We start from the raw sequence: 20,067 nt of genomic DNA, 5'->3' as shown, positions 1-20,067 counted from the left end.
CTTGCAGCGACGGACCTCGGGACGCTCTTACACCACGTCTGCGCGCGCCACCGCGCTCGGCCGCTTCGATCACGTGTTTAGCGAGGATCGCCGTCGTCACAGCGCCCACGCCGCCCGGCACGGGCGTGATGGCTTTAACGACCGGCTCCGCAGCATCAAAATCGACGTCACCCACCAGCTTGCCAGCGGCCTCGTCCCAATTAATGCCAACATCGATGATCGTCTGGCCCTCGCGAACCGCGTCCACGCCAATCGTGCGCGCGCGTCCAACGGCAGCAACCACAATGTCGGCAGTACGGCACTCGGCAGCAAGGTCGCGCGTATGCGTATGACACGTTGTCACGGTCGAATTGCGCGCCGTAAGCATGGCAGCAACAGGACGCCCGATCACCAGCGAGCGCCCGACCACAGCAACCTTAGCTCCATCCAGCTCAACGCCGTAATGATCCAGCAAAGCAAGCACGGCTTCGGCTGTGCAGGGGGCAAAACCCTCGCCGCGCCCCGAAAGCGTGGTGAGCAGCGAAGCCGGCGTCATGGAGTCGACGTCCTTGGCAGGATCGAGTGCCGCGGCAACCGCGTCCTCGTCAAGGCCGGCGGGCAGCGGGCGGAACATCAGGCAGCCATGAACAGACGAATCGGTATTGATGTCCTCGATGGCCGCCAACAGCTCGTCCTGCGAAACATCGGCGGGAAGCAAAACGCGGCGAGCCTCAATGCCAACCTTTTCGCAGCGCTTGAGCGCACCGCGCTCGTAGGATAGGTCGTCCTCGCGTTCACCCACGCGCACGATAGCCAGCGTCGGCACAACGCCGCGCTCGCGCAAAGCCACGCAGCGAGCAGCAAGTTCCTCAGTCAAAGCGCGAGCAACGGGGGCACCCTTCAGCAGTTCAGCCATGGCTATCCCCTCTTCCTTGCGGCGTCGGCGGCGCGGCGCGCCAGCGCATCGGCGCGCGGCAACCACATGTCGAGCAACTCATCACACGCCGTCTCGAGCTCCTCAGCACGAGCGCGATCCTTCATAGACGTGGTGTTCGCAAAGAGCGTCAAGCTCGCGCCCTGCATAGCGGAACGGCAGAACACGGCGCCGCACGCCACATCGGACAGCAGCTGACGCGAACCCTTGTCGGCCATGTCCTCGAGCAGCGCCAGCGCGCGCCCGCAGGCATCCATAATGCGATACGGCGGCATAGCGGCCACATGCAGCGCATCCTGAATCGCGGTCGCTCGAGCCGGATCGTCACGCGGAATACCGTATGCCGCGGACACCTGCCCATAGGCACGAACGTCCTCGGCAACCAACTCGACAAGCTCCTGGGCCAGCTCATCAGCATGGGCAAACGCACGCGTCAGGTCATCCGCACGATCAGCAAGCGCGGGATTGGTCGCACCGTAGCGGGCAACCATTCCGCACAGCGAGGCGCCCAGCGCGCCCACAAAGGCGCTCGCGCTGCCACCGCCGGGAACCGGCTCGCGTGCGGCAAGTGCCTCGGCAAACTCTCGACAGGTTTTATCCATCATCTCTTGGCTCATACGCACGCACCTTCAAGTCATATACATCGGTCAGGCGGCAACCGCCGACCAACCGCATCGAACACGTAATGGTGCTAAGTCTAGCCCATAAGCACATGGGCGTCAGCACACCTGGCCATCGCGGATTTCTATGACGAACGATAGGCCATGCCAACGCAAACATGGGACACATGGCCCACGTTTCGAGACTCCCGGGCAGCGGCAACTAGGGCATACATATAGGTAAGGAGCCCCATGTTGGGGCAACGCTCATCACGGCACCGGACGACGAATGGAGGAATCACCGCACAGCAAACAAAGTCATCATGTGCACGCGCAACCGCCGCCCCAGCGATCCGCGGCACACGATGTCCCTGGCAGACAAGGAGGACGCCACCATGAAGAAAAAGACCCTATCGATCCTTTCCCTTTGCATCGCCCTCTTTGCCGCGTTTGCCCTTGTCGGCTGCGGCGGGAGCGCATCGGGCGGCAGCAGCGCCTCCAAGAGCGAGAGCAAGGAAAAGACCCCCGTCGCCAAGAAGACCGACTTTATCTGGTTTAAGGTCGAGATGCCCGAGGGCGTCGGCGTAAGCGACTCCGCCGGCAAGAATGCCGACAGGGTCCAGCTCACCTTCCCCGAAGACGAGAACGCCTCGGCCGATCGTTTTATCCCCGTTTGGAAAAAAGCGCTGACTGCCGAGGAATCCCACGCCGACCAGGCGGAAAAGAAGGGGGATACGTTCCAGTGGAAGGATGGCGGGTCCGTCGAGTATAACGGCAGGACGTGGCTCGTCGGAACGTACGAGGACAACAGTGGCATCACAACCCTCCTCTTTAGCGACGTTGAGCCGGGAAGCGTCTACGTCCTCATCTCGAACTTCGACCAGCACAAGAAAGAAGCCGAGGCGCTCCTCAACTCCATCGAGTTCCCCGATGACATGGCAGAGGCAGTTTCCGAGGCACGCGAAGTCGAGATTTCGAGCATCGAGATCAAGTAACGGGACACCCGCACGCGCCTACGCGCACCAGCGCGCATGCGCCCATTAAAACAACGGGCGCCCAACCCGGGGGGGGCCGACAGCATCGGCCCTCCCCTCTTTTTGACCCGCGCATATTGCCACTTAACGGCGCAATTCCGGCCCTCAGAATGGGACACATGGCCCACCCTAGCGAGCCGTCCGCGCGTACAGTAAAGGCAGGCAATCCATGGGCGGTTACAGATCGAGGAGGACACGACCATGAAAAAGAAGGCCTTAGCGATTCTCACCCTCTGCATAAGCCTCTTTGCCGCAGTCTCCCTGGTGGGCTGCGGCGGCAGCGGCGGCGCTACCGGCAGTGGCGGTGGCGGCGGAGCAGAAAAGCCAGCCGTGGATATGAGGACCGACTTCATTTGGTTTAAGGTCGAGGTCCCCGAGGGCGTCGAGATCACCGACGTCGCCGGCGACACCGCCGACAGGGCCCAGTTTAAGTTCACCGAGAGCGAGCACGCCAGCGACCGCTTCATCCCCGTCTTCGACACTGACAAGAACGCCGACGAGCTGTTTGACTACGAGGCAAAGTGGAAGGCCAACTCCGGATGGACCGAGAGCGATCCCGTTAAGTACAACGGCAAGACCTGGCGCAGCGCCTACTTTACGCACACGGGCGGCGTGACGACCGAGTACTTCACCGACGTTGACGGCGGCAGCGTGTACGTGCGCATCGACAATGTCGAAGAGCACAAGGACGCCGTCGAGACCATGATGAAGTCTCTGGAATTTGCCGACGACATCGCCGAGGCAAAGACCGAGGCCATGGACGTCAAGCTCGACGATATCGAGATCAAGCGCTAAGCGACTGGCGAGCGCAGCGGGAAACACGGGCGCAGTGCAAACAAGCGACGGTGCCCCAGCGTTTCGTACTAAGGGAGGGCCGGTAAACCGACCCTTCCTTTCTTATGCCGGTAGCCGACGAACGCAGGATGCCGGACGCCGAAACCACCCCAAATGTGGCAACGGTACGAAAACGGCAAGCACCCCAACACGTCCACCCGCCGATTTATAGCGCCGCGCACACAATTTAAGCCGACGCCTTTAAACATCCGGGCAGTATAGTGACCAAAATGAGTGCATAACCGCACCCTGCGAATGGAGGAGTTATGACCGAACACCACGCCATCAGTCGCCGAGCGTTTACGCTGGGCCTTGGACTTGCAGCGTTGTCGCCTCTGGCAAGCCTGCCCGAAACCGCCATGCTGGGCATTAGTCCGCGGACAGCCTTTGCGGACGGCACGGCCGAGTCAGCGGCCACCCTCGACAAGTTCGTCATTCGCCTTCGCCCCGCGGGCTATTTTCGCACCGCGAGCGTCAACGAAGACGGCAACGTCATCGGCAACGTCTGCCACCTGTTTAATGACGGCACGTCCAGCAAGCTCATCCTTGAGCATGTACTGACCGATGCGGACGGCACAAACTGGTACGCCATCCGCACCCTGCTCAATTTCGAAGAGCACAAGAAAACGGGCAACAGCATTTGGTCGGTCGATGGCGACTCGGACAAAGATGGAAAGGTCATCCACGTATGGAGTGGCGAGCATGACGGCAAGGCCAGCCGCTCTTTTGCGTTCGACCGCCAGCTAAACGGAACCTACATCATCCGAGACCGCACAAACGAGAAAAAAGACATTAATTACCTGGCCATAGAAAAGGACGGCAAAGACCAAGACAACAATAAGATCTGCCACAAGAGGAAGAGCATTCCTTGGGAGCTCGAACTTGTCGGTTACGACATGGGCGAGATCAATACCACGGTTAGAAGTATCGACTGGACCACGTATAGCAGCTACGTCGACGGACCATGTTGGATGAGCTACGTCGATGGCAAGAAATACCTCGACGAGCTGAGCATCCCAGGCACGCACGATTCGAGCACCTGCAGTGTGGACAACGACACCGAGCCCCAAACCTCGCTTGTAAAGTGCCAGCAGGACTACATACCAACGCAGCTGCTCGAGGGAATCCGCTATTTTGATATCCGGCTCGGAAAGGGCGACAACCCTGGCATCGACCATGGGATGTTCTACCTGCTCAAAAAAGACGGGAACTTTCTGCATCTCTCCGATGTCATCGGGTACTTCAAAACGTTTTTGAACGAACACCCGTCAGAAGCGCTCATCATGCTCGCATCGCGCGGCAACGACGAGGCTACCAACGAAAGCATAACGACGGCCTTCGCCAAGGTTATGGCCGATAACCCCGATCTGTTCTACACGTCGAGCCACGTCCCCACGCTGGGCGAGGTGCGCGGAAAGATCGTCCTGCTGCGTCGATTTGAACTCGCCGGCAACAGCGTAGACGGCCACACGTGGGGCCTCGACCTCACCGAATGGGACGACAAAATCAAGACGCATTCCGGAAAGTCCATGTGCCTCGTGAAATACGAGCAAGGCTTTGAGGCTGCGGGCAATACGGGCGACAAAGAGCCCTATAGCACAACGGTATATGCCCAAGACCATTACAGCTGCACGGGGTCCAGTAAAATCGACTGGGTCGATATGGCCCTGAAGGCAGCGACCGAACTCGAGCGCAACCTCGTATATATCCCTGCCGAGGACGGGACAAAGGTGCAGGTAACGGAGCGCTGCTGGTTTATCAACTACACGAGCTGCACGCAAAACAACCCATTTACCGCAGCGCGCGTGGTCAACGAGCATCTGTACAAGAGCTCGTATATAAACAGCACCGGAATTGAGAGCACTAAGGCAGACTGCCGCAAGCACATTGGCATCATCGTATCCGACTTTGTTGATGCGTCACTGGCCCGGAGCATCTACCAACGCAATTACAACGATGCGCAGCATAAACAGACCGTTTCGTGCTATCTCCCGACCCGCATGCGCATGACGTACGGCGACTCGCTGAGCGATGCCTCGCTCCAGGATGGCAAGACCGTTGGCGAGGGCCATTTCCGCCTCGTCGGCAGCAGCAACGTACTCAACGTGGCGGCTTCGGGCCATGCGTTTGCCATCGAATATGTGGATGTCGACGCCTTGGGCAACGAGACCGTTACGGAGCTGCGGGGTCATGTGCCCATCGATATCGATCCGCGCGCGTTGACGCCCCATTTTGAGGGGCTCGAAGGCCTTAAGGCCGGCGAAGACGTGCGCGCCAAGATTGCGGCATCACTCGAGGGCAAGCTCGAAACCGATGCCTGCACGGCCCAGCTCGAGTTTGTGCACGACGCGAACGGCGCTCCGGGCACGACAATGGCCGAGGGCGAAACATTTGCCGCAGGGACGTACTGGGTGCGCGCGAAAGGCCTTTTGGGCGACGCGGCACAGAACTACACGCTCGCCAGCGATGGAGCCGCAAGCTTTACCGTAGCGGCCTCGGGCAGTGCAGGCGGCACCGGCGCCGGCACCGACGGTGGCACGGGTTCCAACGCAGGCAGCACTGATAAGAACGGTAAGGGCAACAAGGGCAAGAACTCGGGCGGAAAACTCGCCGACACGGGCGACGGCTCCGGCATTGCCGCCGGGCTCGCTGCCGCCGCCGTGGCGACAACGGTCGCCGGCGCAGCAATGCTTGCAAATGACCGCGAAGACAACGGAGACGTTGACGATTAGGCCAGCCGGCCCTTTTGGACACATCGATTTAATGAGGGGCGCAGGACACCGTTCTGTGCCCCCGATTTTTACCTTGGCCCGAACGCCGCCATAGGCTACATCACCATGTCCAGCGCGTTAACAAACTCCTGGGCCTTCGCACGGCTGCTCAGACTAAAGACGCAAGCAGTCAACAGCCTGTTACGTAGGAAAACGTCGCGGCCCTTGATCCTGTTGACCCCCGTGATGTCCTTAAGATAGACAATCTCGGTGTGCTTGCCACCAAACGTGCCCTTCTTGAGCACCTCAATACGGTTAGGGTAGATCTTGACGTCTTTAAACCCACCCGAACCCTTGTCCTGAAACAGCAAGGTGTTGTTGTCCATGCGTGCCACTCCCATGGGGTTCGTTAAAACTGTCTCTATGGCCACATTTTAGTCACAGCAAGACCCCATGCGAAGATGTCAGACAGCGCAGCAATTCGTGTCCGCGCGAGGCTTTAAACTAAATGCGATAAAGATGCATTCCACAAGAGGAAAGTGGGGCGACAGTGATGGGCGAACTGGTAAACCGCGGGGAATCGACAATCGTGCCAGAAGTTTTTTACAAGCAGGTTTCCTCGATTCTCAACGCCGCTCGCGACAAGGCCTATACCGCCGTTAACTATGCGATGGTTGAGGCGTATTGGGATATCGGCAAGAGCATTGTTGATGAGCAGGGCGGAGAGGAGCGCGCCAAGTATGGAGAGGCGCTGCTCAAGGCCCTCGCAATCAGACTTACCAAGGATTTTGGTAAAGGTTTTGAAGCAAGAGAGCTGCGTAAAATGCGTCAGTTCCATCTTGCATTTCCAATTCGGGACTCACTGCGTCCCGAATTGAGCTGGACACATTACCGCAGGTTAATACGCATTCCTGACCCCGAAACTCGAACATGGTACATGAACGAATGCGCCGATTCTCGCTGGAGCACGCGTCAGCTCGAACGCCAGATCAACACCATGTTCCGAGAGCGCCTACTTGCCAGCAAGGACAAGGAGGCCGTCACCAAGGAAATCCAAAAGAGCGCCCCGGCTCGTCGCCCCGAGGATATCATCCGCGACCCATACGTACTGGAGTTTTTAGGTTTCACGGACGATGCTGCGTTTCGCGAGAGCGATCTAGAGCAGGCACTCATAACGCATCTTCAGAAGTTCCTGCTGGAGCTTGGCCGTGGCTTCGCTTTCGAGGCGCGCCAAAAGCGCATCACCTTTGATGGGCGCCATTTCTATATTGACCTTGTGTTTTACAACTATCTGATGCGCTGCTTCGTGCTCATCGACCTTAAGACCGATGACCTTACGCATCAGGACCTGGGCCAGATGCAAATGTATGTGAACTACTACACACGCGAGCTCATGAACGAAGGCGACAATCCGCCCATAGGCATCGTGCTCTGCGCGGACAAAAGCGATTCGATTGTCGAGTACACGCTGCCCGAAGACAACGACCAAGTGTTTGCCGCCAAATACCTGCCGTATCTTCCAAGCAAGGAAGAGCTGGCGCGCGAGCTGAGTGCCGAGTACCGCGCCATCAACGAAGCGACTAATGGCGAAACGCAAGGGTAGCGGCACGTTGCGACCGATACCCCCCCCCACGGCGTTTCATATCCCCCGACATAAGAGGAGCGCTCCATGACAGACGGACCGAAAACAACACTGCGCGACTGCATCTATGGGCTCGCCGTCGGCGACGCACTGGGCGTTCCTTACGAGTTCAGGCCCCGCGGCACGTTCGAATGCGCGGACATGATCGGCTACGGCACGCATGGGCAGCCCGCCGGCACCTGGAGCGACGACACATCTATGACGCTTGCTACCTGTGATTCGATTAGGGAGCTCGGGTATATCGACACCGCAGACATGCGCGACAAATTCGTAAGCTGGATTGCCCGTGGCGAGTATACGATCGACGGCGTTTTCGATTATGGCGGCACGACCGCCCGCGCCCTGCACACCGGCAAAGGAGGCTCCGGCGAGCGCGACAACGGCAACGGATCGCTCATGCGCATCGCTCCCCTGGCGTTCACCGATGCGACAGACGAAGAGGTCAGCAAGGTCTCCGCGATTACGCACGCTCACAGAACATCGACCGACGCATGCGTCATATTTGTCGAGCTGATGAGGGATGTGATGAACGGCACGCTTCCCTCGTGGGCGCTTCATCTGAAAGGTGTGCCTGAGCAGGAAATCAGGTCCGGCGGCTTCGTGCGCGACACCCTTAAGGCCGCCAGCTGGTGCTTTGTCAACACCAACAGCTACGAAGATTGCGTCCTTGCCGCCGTCAACCTGGGCGACGACACCGACACCACCGCAGCCGTCGCCGGCGCCCTCGCCGGCACGGTCTACGGTCTCAAAGCCATCCCACAGGAGTGGATCGACACTCTACGCGGAAAAGAGCTGATTGAGAGCTGCTTGTTTTAGGGCGCCATTCAAGAAATAAGGCAGGAGGCACCATGGAGAGGAAGATCGCGAATTTAGACGAGTTCCAAGTGGACGAAAACGGGATTCCGCTATTTCCAGCAGGACTGAAGGAAGAAGCCAACCTCTACGTCCTCCCCGATGGGCGCTACCTCCCCTGCGGGCTCTACAGGACCGCGGACGGCGGTTCGCTCATTTATGAACCGTTCGAACTCAGCACCTTCGGGCAGATGCTTGCTCAATTCAAAGAGTGCTAGAGGTTTGATTGCCCGTTAGATCGACACTGTTCCAAACCATGGGGTGGGTAGGATGTCTCCCACCGCGGCCTGTGAGGTAAAATCTTGACTGCCGCGGAATCCGCCTGCGGGCAACGCTCCGATCTCCGATTGGGGTGAAGCCTATGAACTTGTTTCTTGAAATCCTGCGCCTCTCGATGTATGTGACCGGCATTGCCCGGAACCTCTACTCGATCTGGCGGGAATATAAGCAGTAACGGATAGCGAGGGGAGTCATGAAAAGGGCCGGTTGCAGCCGGCCCTTTAGACATTAGCACCTGCGTTGCCCGCGTCTCCGAAGTTTGAGTAGCTGAGGAGCGGGTTCCGCGGCACATCTTGATTTTACCCAGTGGCAAGACTCTTTTACAGCCGTTCCACCGTTTATTTACATCCGCCAATCAAGACGAGGCTACTACGCACCTTTATTACACACGATGTTTTCAGCCTGGTATAAACAAGTTCAATAATAGAATGCAAATCCAACCATCGTGTCTGATTACGAAAGGATTTTTGCCTTTTCTGCAGCAAACTCTTCCTCGGTAAGTACTCCACTCTCACGCAGTGCTGCAAGCCTCTCAAGCCTTGCAACTACATCAACCACTATCCGCCAGCGTCTCAATAGTCTGTGAAACCTGCGGATACCGCTCGAGCTCCTTCGATAGGGCATCGACTATCTTGGCAATATTCTTTGCATTTTTGCCCCCGTTTAATACGTTTGCCCTGACCTTAGATGACGACTTGACAGTAACGCCAGATCCGCCTTCAACTGGAACAACCGAAATACTGATATTTTCGCCCCAAGACCAAAGGCTCATACCAATCTCGGCTGCAACTGTTCTTGTTGTGGGCGATGCACTATCAACTTTTACTTTAGGCAGCTTTTCCATAGCTGCCTTCAAGGCATTAAACGTGTCGTCAGGAGAATACGGTACCTGAAGCTGAAGCTGCTGATCCGCAAAACCCATAATCTGGCCTCCGCTTCTTACAAGATTAAGGCTATCGGCAATGGTAGCACGTTCCCAGCAGTCTTAAGTTCGTCTCATGACCTTGCGATGCAGCCCGACGCCCCGGCACCACTCCCCTACTTACCAAAAATCGCAGCGAACAATCCCTTGCGTTTGGGCTTTTCTTCTCGGTAGGAACCCTCAGCTGCCGCTGCAACCTGGCGCGGTTGCTCGCCACCTCCACGGCGCACGATCTGGTATAGGAAGGGCGATTTAACGTATTTGACCTCGATGGGCGTGGCATGCACGGTGCTCTCACCGGACAGATGCAGGCTCGAATTGAGCGGCGCCACGACGTGCGTTTCGCGCTTGTCACTAAACACCACCGCGGCCGCGCGGCCCGTCTGTCCGTTTACGGCAATGCGCACCTGCTCGCCATCGCGGCTGTCCGTCGCCGGACGATCGACAAAGTAGACCGGCACCATCACCAGGCCATCCTTATGCTTGCGGGCCTTGCATGCCCACGTGCGGATGCTCTTTTTATTGAGCCCCAGTACAGCCTCAGCATCGTTGCCCGCAACGTCGAGCGCCAACTTATCAATGACCACCTGGTCCTTGGTAGACGCATCGACAGAGACGACGCGGAAGTCGCCTTCCTGCATGGCGGGATCGAACGGGCCGACCTTGGCAAAGTCCCATGGCTCCAAAATGCCCATGAGGCGAACGTCCAGGTAGTTTGCCCTGGGATATGCCCAGTCGAGCGCCTCGTAGTACACCAGGGTCTCCTTGCTCAGGCCCCTGCCCGGGAAGCTCGCCATCATGCGCAGGTCCGCCAGCGCCATGGGGAAGTAGAAGAGCATCATGTCGTTTTGGATCGCATCTTCTACATCGTGCCCGGCAAAGGCATCCGGGTACTGGCGCACCAGCTGCAGCGCGTTGGCACGTGCCTGCTGCGGCGAGATTTCGCAAGGAATACCCTGCTCAGGCACATACTCCGCACCTACGCCCATGGTCAGGCGCTTGCTAAACGTCCCCGGCTTGAGCAGGTCGGCAATGCCGATCTTGTTGCCGCAGGACGGGCACTCAAACACGCGCTGCGTTGACTCGCCCTCAAAGGACGCTCCGCAAAAGGGGCAAGGAATGCTCACATGCGTGGTCTCTTGGAACTCCTGCGCCGTGCCGCGGTCCTCCCACAGCAGATGCTCCAGAACCGACTGGTTGCGCCAGTACGAATTGAAGAAATACCAGTCCGGGTCCTCCGGGCGCTCGAGCTGCGACACGTGGGTGAGCTTAAGCAGTCCATCGACAACCGTCAGCGGCGCATGACGAATGCCCAGGGCGCTCTTGGGCTCCCCCGCATCGGCCTGCCACGGAACGACCGTGCCGCAATAGGCGCACTCAAAGCTGCGTTTAGCCTGGTGTGAGTACATAGGGCCGCCGCAGTTTTGGCATTTAATGGCAAACATCTCGTCCATGGATACGTCCTCCTTTGCACAGGGGCTGTCGACATTAAGTATGTCGGGCAGGCAGGCACATGCCCATACCCATGTGGCCCAAAATGGACCACCCAAGCAGACGAGAAGGTTCGCTCGTTAGCACCGGCAGACCATTGCTGCATTTTCTGAGCATCGGTGCACAGCGCCCCCGCGCGAGCTACACTATCCCCTTAAACATGATTGTGAGGACGACCGCTATGCTATTTGTAAATCGGCTGGTACATACACTTGTTCCCGGCAGCGAGGGCGAGCCGGTCGATACATCTTGCCGCACCAACGCGGGCTTTGCCGCAAGCCTCATTTGCATTGGCCTCAACATCACCCTGTGCCTAGCCAAGGGCATCGCGGGCCTGCTCGCCGGTTCCGTCTCCCTCGTCGCCGACGCTTTCAACAACCTCTCCGATGCCTCGAGCAACATCGTGAGCTTGCTCGGGTTCCGCCTTGCCAGCCGCCCGGCAGACGAAGGCCACCCCTATGGCCACGGCCGCTACGAGTACCTAGCCGGCCTGTTCGTCGCCGTCCTGGTTTGCGCCGTCGGCATCAACCTGATCCTCGGGTCGGTCACTAAGATCATCAAGCCTTCCCCCACTGCATATTCGGTGCTCTCCTTAGCCGCCCTCGTCTTGTCCATGCTCGTTAAGCTCTGGATGGCCGCGTTCAACCGCACGCTGGGCGACCGCATCGACTCGGAGACGCTCATCGCCACAGCACAGGACTCCAAAAACGACGTCATCACCTCGGGCTCGGTCTTGGTGGCGGTGCTTATTTCGCAGACGACCGGCTTTGACCTCGATGGCTGGGCAGGCCTGGGTGCGGGCATCTTCATCTGCATCAGCGGCATGGGCCTGGTGCGCGATGCCATCAGCCCGTTGCTGGGACAAGCGCCCGACCCCAAGCTCGTCCAGGCAATCCGCGACAAGATCATGTCCTATCCGCAGGTCTTGGGCACACACGACCTGATGGTGCACGACTACGGCCCCGGTCGTCAGTTTGCCAGCGCCCACGTGGAGATGCCCGGCGAGGGCGACGCGTTTGAGCACCACGAGATTCTGGACACCATCGAGCATGATATCAAGCGGCAGATGGGAATCGGCATCACGCTGCACTGCGATCCCATCGCCACCACCGGCGACGACCTGCGCGGCTGGGTCAAGCGCGGCGTCATGCAGATCGATCCCGCGCTCTCCATCCACGACCTTCACGAACACGATGGCTTTGTGTCATTTGACCTAGTGCGTCCCGACGACTTTGACATATCCGACGAGGAGCTGCTGGAGCTCGTCACGCGCATCGTGCACGAGCGTCGGCCCGATGCGTCATGCGTCGTCACGTTTGACTCGGGCTTCAGCTCACCCGACCGTCCGGCCGAGCAGCTGTAGCCCCGCTCCGCTCGGCCGCTAGTTTCCCTGTGCACCCAAAATGCCGTTTTGTAGGGCGTTCCAGGCATCTGTCGCCATGTCTCCCAAGTTCTGCGCGGTGTCGCCCAGGTTTTGTGTCGTATCGCCCAGCTCTTGCGCCTTGTCTCCCAATTCCTGCGCCTTGTTGCTCAGGTCCTCCAGCATGTTGGAGCTCGAGCTGTCGGTGCCGCTTTGGCCGTCGGACGAGTTGCCCGAGCTGTTCTTATGCGTGAGTTGAATTTCGAGGTTGCCGTTGTCGTTATAGTAGGCAGAAGTAACAACCCAGTTGGCATCGACGACGGGCGTTGAGCCATCATCAGTCAGGACCACGGCATTCGAAAGATCGGCGCCGCGCGACTTGAGGAGCTTCTTGGCGTTGGACCAGTACTGCCCCGGAATATCGCTCAGATCGACGGTACTAGACGAGGCGGACGCGGTTTGCTCGGCAGTGGTATCGGCCGTTGAGCTCCCCCGCTTGTTGAGCATGCCCGACACGATGGCAAACACAACCGAGAGAGCAAAGAAGATCGCCAACACGATGAGGATCTTCTTGATCACGCTCGACGAACGCGACGGCTTCTTCTCCTCGTCCTCGCCATATTGCGGAATCGACTTGGGGTACTCGCGATACGGCTCACGCGACTCGTAGCGAGGCTGCGCCGTGCGAGGCATATACGTCGTCTGCTGAGGCTGCGGAATGGGATTCTGCGGCAGGTCATCATAGGGATTCGGTGTCGAGGCGGCATAAGAATCCTGCGGCGCGTAATCAAACGGGTCCGGAGCTGCGTTGCCATAGGGGCCTTGCGAAGATGCGGCGTAAGAATCCTGCGCCGAGTCGCCATAGCCCATAACCCGGGTGGGCTCGGCAGAAGGCTGTGTCGCGGCGGGGTCGGTATAACCGGGGTTGGGAACAACGCGGGTCGCATCGGCGCTATCGCCAGCCTGCGCGGAACCGTAGCCACCCATTACGGTCGTCTTATCCTGGTCCATGCAACGATTCCTTTCCGTCGCCGTAAGCATCAAGTTATCCATGCATTCTACCCGCGCAAAAGCCTATGGTGGGCAAAGCCATCGGTATCTACAAGACATGCGCGGGCCTAAGGATAAACAAGCCCCGCCGGGCCTTGTGGGCACGGCGGGGCGGGCTAGCAGCTATGGACAGCAGACTTAGAACAGGCCGGTGATGTTGCCGTCGTTGTCAACGTCGATGTTCTCGGCCGCGGGGACCTTGGGCAGGCCCGGCATGGTCAGAACACTGCCAGTCAGTGCGACCACAAAGTGGGCGCCGGCGGAAACCTTGAGCTCACGCACCGTGATGCGGAAGTTCTCGGGAGCGCCCAGGGCCTTGGCGTTGTCGCTAAAGCTGTACTGCGTCTTGGCGACGCACACCGGCAGGTTACCAAAGCCGTTCTCGCGCAGCTCGGCGAGCTGGCGCTTGGCGGCCGGCGTAAAGTCAACGCCGTCGGCGCGGTAGACCTTGGTGGCAACGGCCTCGAGGGCATCAGCGACATCAGCGCCGTCCTCATAGGCAAACTTGAGCTCGCTCGGCTGCTCAATCAGACGCATGACCTCATCGGCAAGCTCGAGCGCGCCCTCGCCGCCCTTGGCCCAGACCTCGGAAAGCTTAACGTTGACGCCGAGCTCCTGGCACTCGGACTCGATGAGAGCAAGCTCGGCCTCGGTGTCCGTCGGGAAACGGTTGATGGCGACCACGCAGGGCAGACCATAAACGTTCTGGATGTTGTCGACATGACGCAGCAGGTTGGGCATGCCGGCCTTGAGGGCCTCGAGGTTCTCCTCGTTGAGGTCGGCCTTGGCGACGCCACCGTTGTACTTCAGCGCACGAGCGGTCGCGACGACCACGACGGCGCTGGGGCGAACGCCCGTCATGCGGCACTTAATGTCGAGGAACTTCTCGGCACCCAGATCGGCACCGAAGCCGGCCTCGGTAATGGCGACATCGCCAAAGCGCATCGCCATACGCGTAGCCATGATGGAGTTGCAGCCGTGGGCAATGTTGGCGAAGGGACCGCCGTGGACAAACGCGGGCGTGCCCTCGAGCGTTTGCACCAGGTTGGGCTTGAGCGCGTCCTTAAGCAACGCGGCCATGGCACCCTGGGCCTTAAGGTCGCGGGCACGGACGGGCTCGCCGGCAAAGCTGTAGCCGACGACGATCTCACCCAAGCGTTCCTTGAGGTCGCTGATGCTCGTAGACAGGCACAGGATTGCCATGACCTCGGAGGCGACGGTGATATCGAAGCCGTCCTCGCGCGGCACGCCCTGGGCCTTACCGCCAATGCCGTCGATAACGTGGCGCAGCTGACGGTCGTTCATATCGACGACGCGCTTCCAAGTAATGCGCTTAACGTCAATACCGAGCTGATTGCCCTGCTGAATATGGTTGTCGAGCATGGCGGCCAGCAGGTTATTGGCGGCGCCGATAGCATGGAAGTCACCGGTAAAGTGCAGGTTGATATCCTCCATGGGGATGACCTGAGCCCAGCCGCCGCCGGCAGCGCCGCCCTTAACGCCAAAGACGGGGCCGAGCGAAGGCTCGCGCAGGGCCACGGCACTCTTGACGCCGCGACGACGCAGGCCATCGGCCAGACCGATGGTCGTGGTGGTCTTGCCCTCGCCCGCAGGCGTTGGGTTGATAGCGGTCACGAGGACGAGCTTGGCCTGGTGATCGGTCGGCTCGTTGAGCAGTGAATAGTCGACCTTGGCCTTGTCGAAGCCGTACGGAATAAGGTGCTTAACGTCGACGCCGGCGTTCTTGGCCACCTCGGTAATAGGCAGCGGCGTGACAGAACGTGCGATTTCGATGTCAGTAGGCATGGGCGGTCCTTTCGTTACCGAATGAGAAAAAGACCAATTCAGCATAGCACGGGCGCGCAATAGTAAAACGCCCATAACCGATGAACGGCGATATGTTTACCCGATGCCCGGCGATAGCCCAACAGCCCGCCAAAACAAAGCGCCCTAAACGGTAGGTTCAATCCCCAGGTGCTCAAAGGTGCGAAGCGTTGCCTGACGGCCCTGCGGCGTACGAATCATCAACCCGCACTGCAGCAAATAGGGCTCATAGACATCCTCGAGCGTGCCCGGGTCCTCGCCCACCGCGCTGGCAAGGGTCGTAAGTCCCACGGCACGACCGGAGAACGTCTTAGCGAGCGTCTCCAAAATGCGAATATCCATCCAGTCCAGACCGAGCTCGTCGATCTCGAAGAACTCGAGCGCCTGGCGACAGATATCGAGCTCGATGGGGCCGTTGCCGCGCACCTGTGCGTAATCGCGCACGCGCTTGAGCAGGCGGTTGGCAAGACGTGGCGTGCCGCGCGAACGCGAGCCGATCTCGAGTGCACTGGGATGGTCGATCGTCACGCTCAGGATAGTCGCCGAGCGCGTCACAATCTGCGCGAGTTCCTCGACCGTGTAGTAATCCAGGCGATATGAAATGCCAAAGCGGTCGCGCAACGGGCCGGTCAACATGCCTGAGCGGGTCGTTGCTGCTACCAGCGTAAACTTGGGGATATCCAGGCGAATCGAGCGCGCCGCCGGACCCTTGCCAATCACGATATCGAGGGCAAAGTCCTCCATCGCGGGGTACAGGACTTCCTCGACCGAACGGTTGAGGCGGTGGATCTCGTCGATAAACAGCACATCACCCGGCTGCAAGTTAGTAAGGATGGCCGCCAGGTCGCCCGTGCGCGCGATGGCGGGGCCACTCGTGGTCTTGATCTGAGCGCCCAGCTCGTTGGCGATAACCGTAGCCAGCGTGGTCTTGCCCAGACCCGGAGGGCCCGAGAAGATCACGTGGTCGAGCGTCTCGCCACGGCTCTGCGCCGCTTCGATCAACACGCGCAGGCTCTGCTTGATATGCTCCTGGCCGCAGTAATCGTCCAGGCGCTGGGGGCGCAAAGTGCGATCGACATCGAGGTCCTCGGCCGTCAGCTCCGAGCCCACCATGCGCTCGCCGTGCGCCATGGATGCCGCCGGCGAGTTGCCGGGCGTCGCCCACAGGTCCTGAGAGTCATCGGCTTCCCACATCACGCATCCATTCCGAGTCGCTTAAGCGCCGCGCCGAGCAAATCCTCGACACGCATATCCTGCCCATCATACCCGCTCAGGGCAACATCGGTCTCCTGCGGGCTAAAGCCCATGGAAAGGAGCGCCGCACGGGCGTCATCGATGGCCGAGGGAGCGGCAGCGGGCACGGGCATCGCAACCTGGCCGGGAATCACGTCGACCGGCACAAAGCCCTTGTCCTTGGCAAAGGTGCTCTTGAGCTCCAGGATCAGACGCTGAGCTGTCTTTTTGCCCACACCGGGCACCTTGGCCATGCCCTTGTCGTCCTCGGCCATCACCAGCGAATACAATTGCCCCACGGTATAGGTGGAAAGCACGGCGAGCGCCAAGCGCGGGCCAACGCCCGAGACAGACACGAGCCGATCGAACATCGTGCGCTCATCCTTAGAGGAAAAACCGAAAAGTGTCATGGCGTCCTCGCGCACCTGCATACGCGTGTAGAGGCGGACCTCGCCGCCGGGCGTCGGCAACGTGGCCGCAGTGCTGCCCGAGATGCCGAGCTCAAAGCCAACGCCCGACACATCGACGACAGCAGAGCTCATCGTGGCCTCGACAAGCGTTCCGTGGAGCTGGGAGATCATCAGTATCCGGTTCCTCTCTGTTGATAGAACTCGCCGCCGGTAAGCGCCCGGGTGCGGCTGAGGTTAACGTGGCAGATGGCGCAGGCCAGGGCATCGGCGGCATGGTCGGGATGCGGGTCGTGATCGAGCTGCGTGAGCGTACGAACCATATACGCGACCTGCCGTTTGTCCGCAGCGCCGGTGCCCACAACAGCCTGCTTAATCTGCATAGGCGTATACTCGCCAATCTCGAGCGCGCATTCCGAAAGCGCCACGAGCGCGGCGCCACGGGCATGCGCCGTAGGGATGGCCGAGCGAACGTTGGCGCCAAAGTAAATGCTCTCGATAGCAGCGGTATCGGGTCGATAGCGCTCCACGACACCCTTGAGGTCGCGGGCGATATGCGACAGGCGCACCGCGAGCGGACTGCCTGCGCTGGTCTCGATGCAGCCATAGGCACGGCAGCGAACCTCGCCACGCCGCTCCTCGATAATCCCCCAACCCGTATGAGCCAAACCGGGGTCGATGCCCAAAATAACCAAGCCAACCTCCCCTCGCCACAAGCGCAGCGCAAGACAAGGCCCCGCGCATCATTCACGAACGTCTGTTCTAGAATAACACAACGGGGGCAAAGTGCTTAAAGCAAGATAGATTCGGCAGAAGCAATGTGTGTAAGAGAATCTCTCCCGCAATGTTTCCGTCTGCCCTAGTTCTGGCTAAAGAACGGGAACTGCCTCGGATCCACCGGCGGATGCGGCATCGGCGTGCCCTGGGGTCCACCCTGCGGGCCACCCTGGCCGCCCATCATCTTATCGATGGCGTCCTGAACCTCGCCCTCGAACTTTTTCATGCCCTCGTGCAAACGACGCTGACCGTCCTCAGAGCGCAGCTCCTCCATCTGCTCGGGCGAAATACCCAGCAGCTCACCCAAAATGCCCATCATCTCACCGCGCATACGGTCACTCGTATCGTCGTCGGCAAAGCGACGCACCTCGGCGCGCGCCAGCGAATCAACCGTCATGCGCTCCTTGCCGTTGAGCCCCAGATCGGACCACGCAAGCATGTACGGCCAGGCGCGCTCGGCAAACGAACGGGCAGAGACGATCGGCACCGTCGGCAGCATGCGGCGGGCGGCCTCGCCCTGACGCACGAGCATCAGCAGCAGCGAGCAGGCCTCAGGCTTGCCAGCGGCCATCGGGATGTCGTCGAAAGATCGATTGCGGTCCACGTGCGACTCGAGCGCACCATCGACCTCACCCGGCTCGAGCCCGCCGAGCAGCTGTGCCGCGCGGTCGAGCATATCGACCGGACCGTCGAGCGTCGAGAGCGCCTGCGCCAGCACTCGCTCCATACAATCTTCCACCGCGTTGAGCGTCACGAGCTCTTGGGGCACCACGGCAGACGTGCGGTTGCGCACGCGCGCCACAAACTCAAGCGTCGACAGGTACACATCGCCAAAGGGCGCGTAATCGCCCTGGTAGCCGCCGCAAAGCGCCGGCGCCGCCAGCGCGTACTCGGTTTTGGACAGCGGACTCAACGCCATCGCACCCAGCTCGAGCGCCGTGTCCTCCAGCATGAGGCCCAGCGTGCGAGAGCGCAGGCGCTCGGCGTCGCCCGCCGACACATCGCGGTCGAGCACGCGCGCGGCATCCGGCGCATCGCGCTCAACCGTGCGAATATGCAGGCGCTCGGCAATGGCGCGAACGGCGGCACAGCGAGCAGCCTCGGCCTCCTCCTGCGCCGGCGTAAAGATGCGGTTGCGCCCCAGCACCAGGCCAATCACATTACGTGGGCCCAGAGCGTCGACGGCCAGCGCCGCCAGCAGGGACGACGGCAAGTCGCCCTCGAGTGCCACCACGGCGCGCGACGCACCGTGGGCCCGGGCGTTGTCGCGCACGGCGAGCACCAGCGCCTGCCACAGCCACTCCTCGGAACGGAACTCGGGCAGTTCGTGATCTTCCAGGGCATCGAGCATCACGCCGCGCTGAATCTCCTGAACCAGCAGGCTCTCCTCAAAACACGGCGCTTGGGCCACCACGCGACCGCAGTCGTCGAGCACAAACGAACCGCCGGTATACACCGACTCGTCATAGGCACCGACCGGCGCCATACAGGCAAACCACACGCTGCGCTTGGATGCGATCTTGCGGTAGGCGCCGCTGCGAACGGCGGCAATGGCGGCAGTCTCGCGGTCGGTCATGTCAAACGCATTGAATTGGAAATACGCAATGAGGTCAACACCGGTCGGCAACATCTCGAGTTCGCGGTCCAAGTCAAAAATCACGGCGATGCGCACGCCGTCCACGTCGAACACCGGCGGCGCCCAACGCGTGTCGTTGTTCTCGCCACGCTGCAGGGCAATGCTCGAACGCGCCGGCACCACATGACCGTCCTTGAGCATCATGTAGTCGAGCAGCGGCTGACCCTCAAACGAAACCGCCGCGGGCACGATGCAGATCATGTCAAGCTCCTGGATGCGCTCGGCGACACCAGTCAAGCCGGCAAGCATGTCGTGCTCAAAGTCGGCAGCGCCCACCAGGCCACCGGGCATGGCGCCCATAAAGAGCGGAGCCGGAACGCACAGCACGCGCGCCCCGCGCTCGTGGGCCAGACGAGCCTGGTCCTCGATGCGGCCGCAAATGCCCTCAATATCACCCAGGCGCATATCGATCTGTGCAAGCGCGAGCTTCATGGCTCAGCCCTTTCCGTCGTAAACCATCGAAATCGTAGTAAAAGCGCCGGCCGCATGATGCAGTCGGCGCT

At 60.2% G+C, this 20,067-nt stretch carries 19 protein-coding genes; 7 read left to right on the top strand and 12 right to left on the bottom strand.

Annotation, left to right across the window (positions count from 1 at the left end; all coding sequences use genetic code 11):
• Both DW195_RS05150 and DW195_RS05145 read right to left on the bottom strand, forming a co-directional pair.
• On the bottom strand, positions 1–895 hold an 895-nt coding region (locus tag DW195_RS05150; protein ID WP_147356490.1), incomplete at its 3' end, for a bifunctional 5,10-methylenetetrahydrofolate dehydrogenase/5,10-methenyltetrahydrofolate cyclohydrolase.
• Between the two features lie 2 nt (positions 896–897).
• Positions 898–1,530: a cyclodeaminase/cyclohydrolase family protein gene (locus DW195_RS05145; protein WP_118094757.1), complete on the bottom strand. Its 633-nt coding sequence runs from the start codon at positions 1,528–1,530 to the stop codon at positions 898–900.
• Positions 1,531–1,907: 377 nt separating this feature from the next.
• On the opposite strand from DW195_RS05145, the gene DW195_RS05140 reads away from it, so the two are divergent.
• The 3 genes from DW195_RS05140 (at position 1,908) to DW195_RS05130 (ending at position 6,112) form a co-directional block, all read left to right on the top strand.
• Positions 1,908–2,507: a hypothetical protein gene (locus DW195_RS05140; protein WP_147356489.1), complete on the top strand. Its 600-nt coding sequence runs from the start codon at positions 1,908–1,910 to the stop codon at positions 2,505–2,507.
• 240 nt (positions 2,508–2,747) lie between these two features.
• Entirely contained in the window at positions 2,748–3,341 is a 594-nt protein-coding gene (locus DW195_RS05135) for a hypothetical protein (protein ID WP_118206050.1), read from the top strand.
• Between the two features lie 305 nt (positions 3,342–3,646).
• Positions 3,647–6,112: a phosphatidylinositol-specific phospholipase C gene (locus DW195_RS05130; protein WP_118206049.1), complete on the top strand. Its 2,466-nt coding sequence runs from the start codon at positions 3,647–3,649 to the stop codon at positions 6,110–6,112.
• Between the two features lie 95 nt (positions 6,113–6,207).
• Here DW195_RS05130 and DW195_RS05125 read toward each other — a convergent pair whose 3' ends face one another.
• Positions 6,208–6,477, bottom strand: coding sequence for a hypothetical protein (locus tag DW195_RS05125; RefSeq protein ID WP_118206048.1), 270 nt, complete (start codon positions 6,475–6,477; stop codon positions 6,208–6,210).
• Between the two features lie 167 nt (positions 6,478–6,644).
• On the opposite strand from DW195_RS05125, the gene DW195_RS05120 reads away from it, so the two are divergent.
• The 3 genes from DW195_RS05120 to DW195_RS05110 all read left to right on the top strand — a co-directional run bounded on the left by DW195_RS05120 (position 6,645) and on the right by DW195_RS05110 (position 8,803).
• Entirely contained in the window at positions 6,645–7,694 is a 1,050-nt protein-coding gene (locus tag DW195_RS05120) for a YhcG family protein (RefSeq protein WP_118206047.1), read from the top strand.
• A gap of 66 nt (positions 7,695–7,760) precedes the next feature.
• Positions 7,761–8,549 (top strand): ADP-ribosylglycohydrolase family protein, encoded by a 789-nt coding sequence (locus DW195_RS05115; protein WP_118206046.1) that lies wholly within the window; start codon positions 7,761–7,763, stop codon positions 8,547–8,549.
• Positions 8,550–8,581: 32 nt separating this feature from the next.
• Positions 8,582–8,803, top strand: a complete 222-nt coding sequence (locus DW195_RS05110) for a hypothetical protein (RefSeq protein WP_118206045.1) — start codon at positions 8,582–8,584, stop codon at positions 8,801–8,803.
• 514 nt (positions 8,804–9,317) lie between these two features.
• On the opposite strand, the gene DW195_RS10750 is transcribed toward DW195_RS05110, so the two are convergent.
• The 3 genes from DW195_RS10750 to DW195_RS05095 form a co-directional block, all read right to left on the bottom strand.
• A complete protein-coding gene (locus DW195_RS10750) occupies positions 9,318–9,488 on the bottom strand; it encodes an SHOCT domain-containing protein (RefSeq protein WP_117764911.1) in 171 nt (56 codons plus the stop codon).
• Positions 9,415–9,786 (bottom strand): DUF1499 domain-containing protein, encoded by a 372-nt coding sequence (locus DW195_RS05100; protein WP_055250926.1) that lies wholly within the window; start codon positions 9,784–9,786, stop codon positions 9,415–9,417. Before DW195_RS05100 ends, DW195_RS10750 begins: the two co-directional genes overlap by 74 nt.
• Positions 9,787–9,902: 116 nt before the next feature.
• On the bottom strand, positions 9,903–11,240 hold the full coding sequence (locus DW195_RS05095; RefSeq protein ID WP_118206044.1) for a hypothetical protein: 1,338 nt from the start codon (positions 11,238–11,240) through the stop codon (positions 9,903–9,905).
• 218 nt (positions 11,241–11,458) lie between these two features.
• Here DW195_RS05095 and DW195_RS05090 point away from each other — a divergent pair, with 218 nt between their 5' ends.
• On the top strand, positions 11,459–12,640 hold the full coding sequence (locus DW195_RS05090; RefSeq protein WP_118206043.1) for a cation diffusion facilitator family transporter: 1,182 nt from the start codon (positions 11,459–11,461) through the stop codon (positions 12,638–12,640).
• Positions 12,641–12,658: 18 nt separating this feature from the next.
• Here the strand turns inward: DW195_RS05090 and DW195_RS05085 are convergent, their stop codons facing one another.
• From DW195_RS05085 to DW195_RS05060, 6 genes are all read right to left on the bottom strand, one after another.
• The gene (locus DW195_RS05085) at positions 12,659–13,648 is read right to left on the bottom strand and encodes a hypothetical protein (RefSeq protein ID WP_118206042.1); all 990 of its coding nucleotides are present in this window, start codon (positions 13,646–13,648) and stop codon (positions 12,659–12,661) included.
• 177 nt (positions 13,649–13,825) lie between these two features.
• Positions 13,826–15,493 (bottom strand): formate--tetrahydrofolate ligase, encoded by a 1,668-nt coding sequence (locus DW195_RS05080; protein WP_118206041.1) that lies wholly within the window; start codon positions 15,491–15,493, stop codon positions 13,826–13,828.
• Positions 15,494–15,637: 144 nt separating this feature from the next.
• Positions 15,638–16,705 (bottom strand): Holliday junction branch migration DNA helicase RuvB, encoded by a 1,068-nt coding sequence (gene ruvB / locus DW195_RS05075; protein ID WP_089572158.1) that lies wholly within the window; start codon positions 16,703–16,705, stop codon positions 15,638–15,640.
• Positions 16,705–17,325 carry a Holliday junction branch migration protein RuvA gene (ruvA, locus tag DW195_RS05070; RefSeq protein ID WP_117806235.1) on the bottom strand — a complete coding sequence of 207 codons (621 nt, stop codon included), beginning with the start codon at positions 17,323–17,325 and terminating at the stop codon, positions 16,705–16,707. The genes ruvB and ruvA overlap by 1 nt, the downstream gene beginning before the upstream one ends.
• A complete protein-coding gene (gene ruvC, locus DW195_RS05065) occupies positions 17,325–17,846 on the bottom strand; it encodes a crossover junction endodeoxyribonuclease RuvC (RefSeq protein ID WP_035137351.1) in 522 nt (173 codons plus the stop codon). The genes ruvA and ruvC overlap by 1 nt, the downstream gene beginning before the upstream one ends.
• Positions 17,847–18,010: 164 nt before the next feature.
• Positions 18,011–19,996, bottom strand: a complete 1,986-nt coding sequence (locus DW195_RS05060; RefSeq protein ID WP_089572161.1) for a hypothetical protein — start codon at positions 19,994–19,996, stop codon at positions 18,011–18,013.
• Positions 19,997–20,067 lie beyond the last annotated feature (71 nt).

Source organism: Collinsella sp. AM17-1, assembly GCF_003470665.1.
In the GTDB taxonomy this organism is placed as follows: domain Bacteria; phylum Actinomycetota; class Coriobacteriia; order Coriobacteriales; family Coriobacteriaceae; genus Collinsella.
Note: the sequence above shows the minus strand (reverse complement) of the source record. Positions and strands in the feature narration are given on the sequence as shown.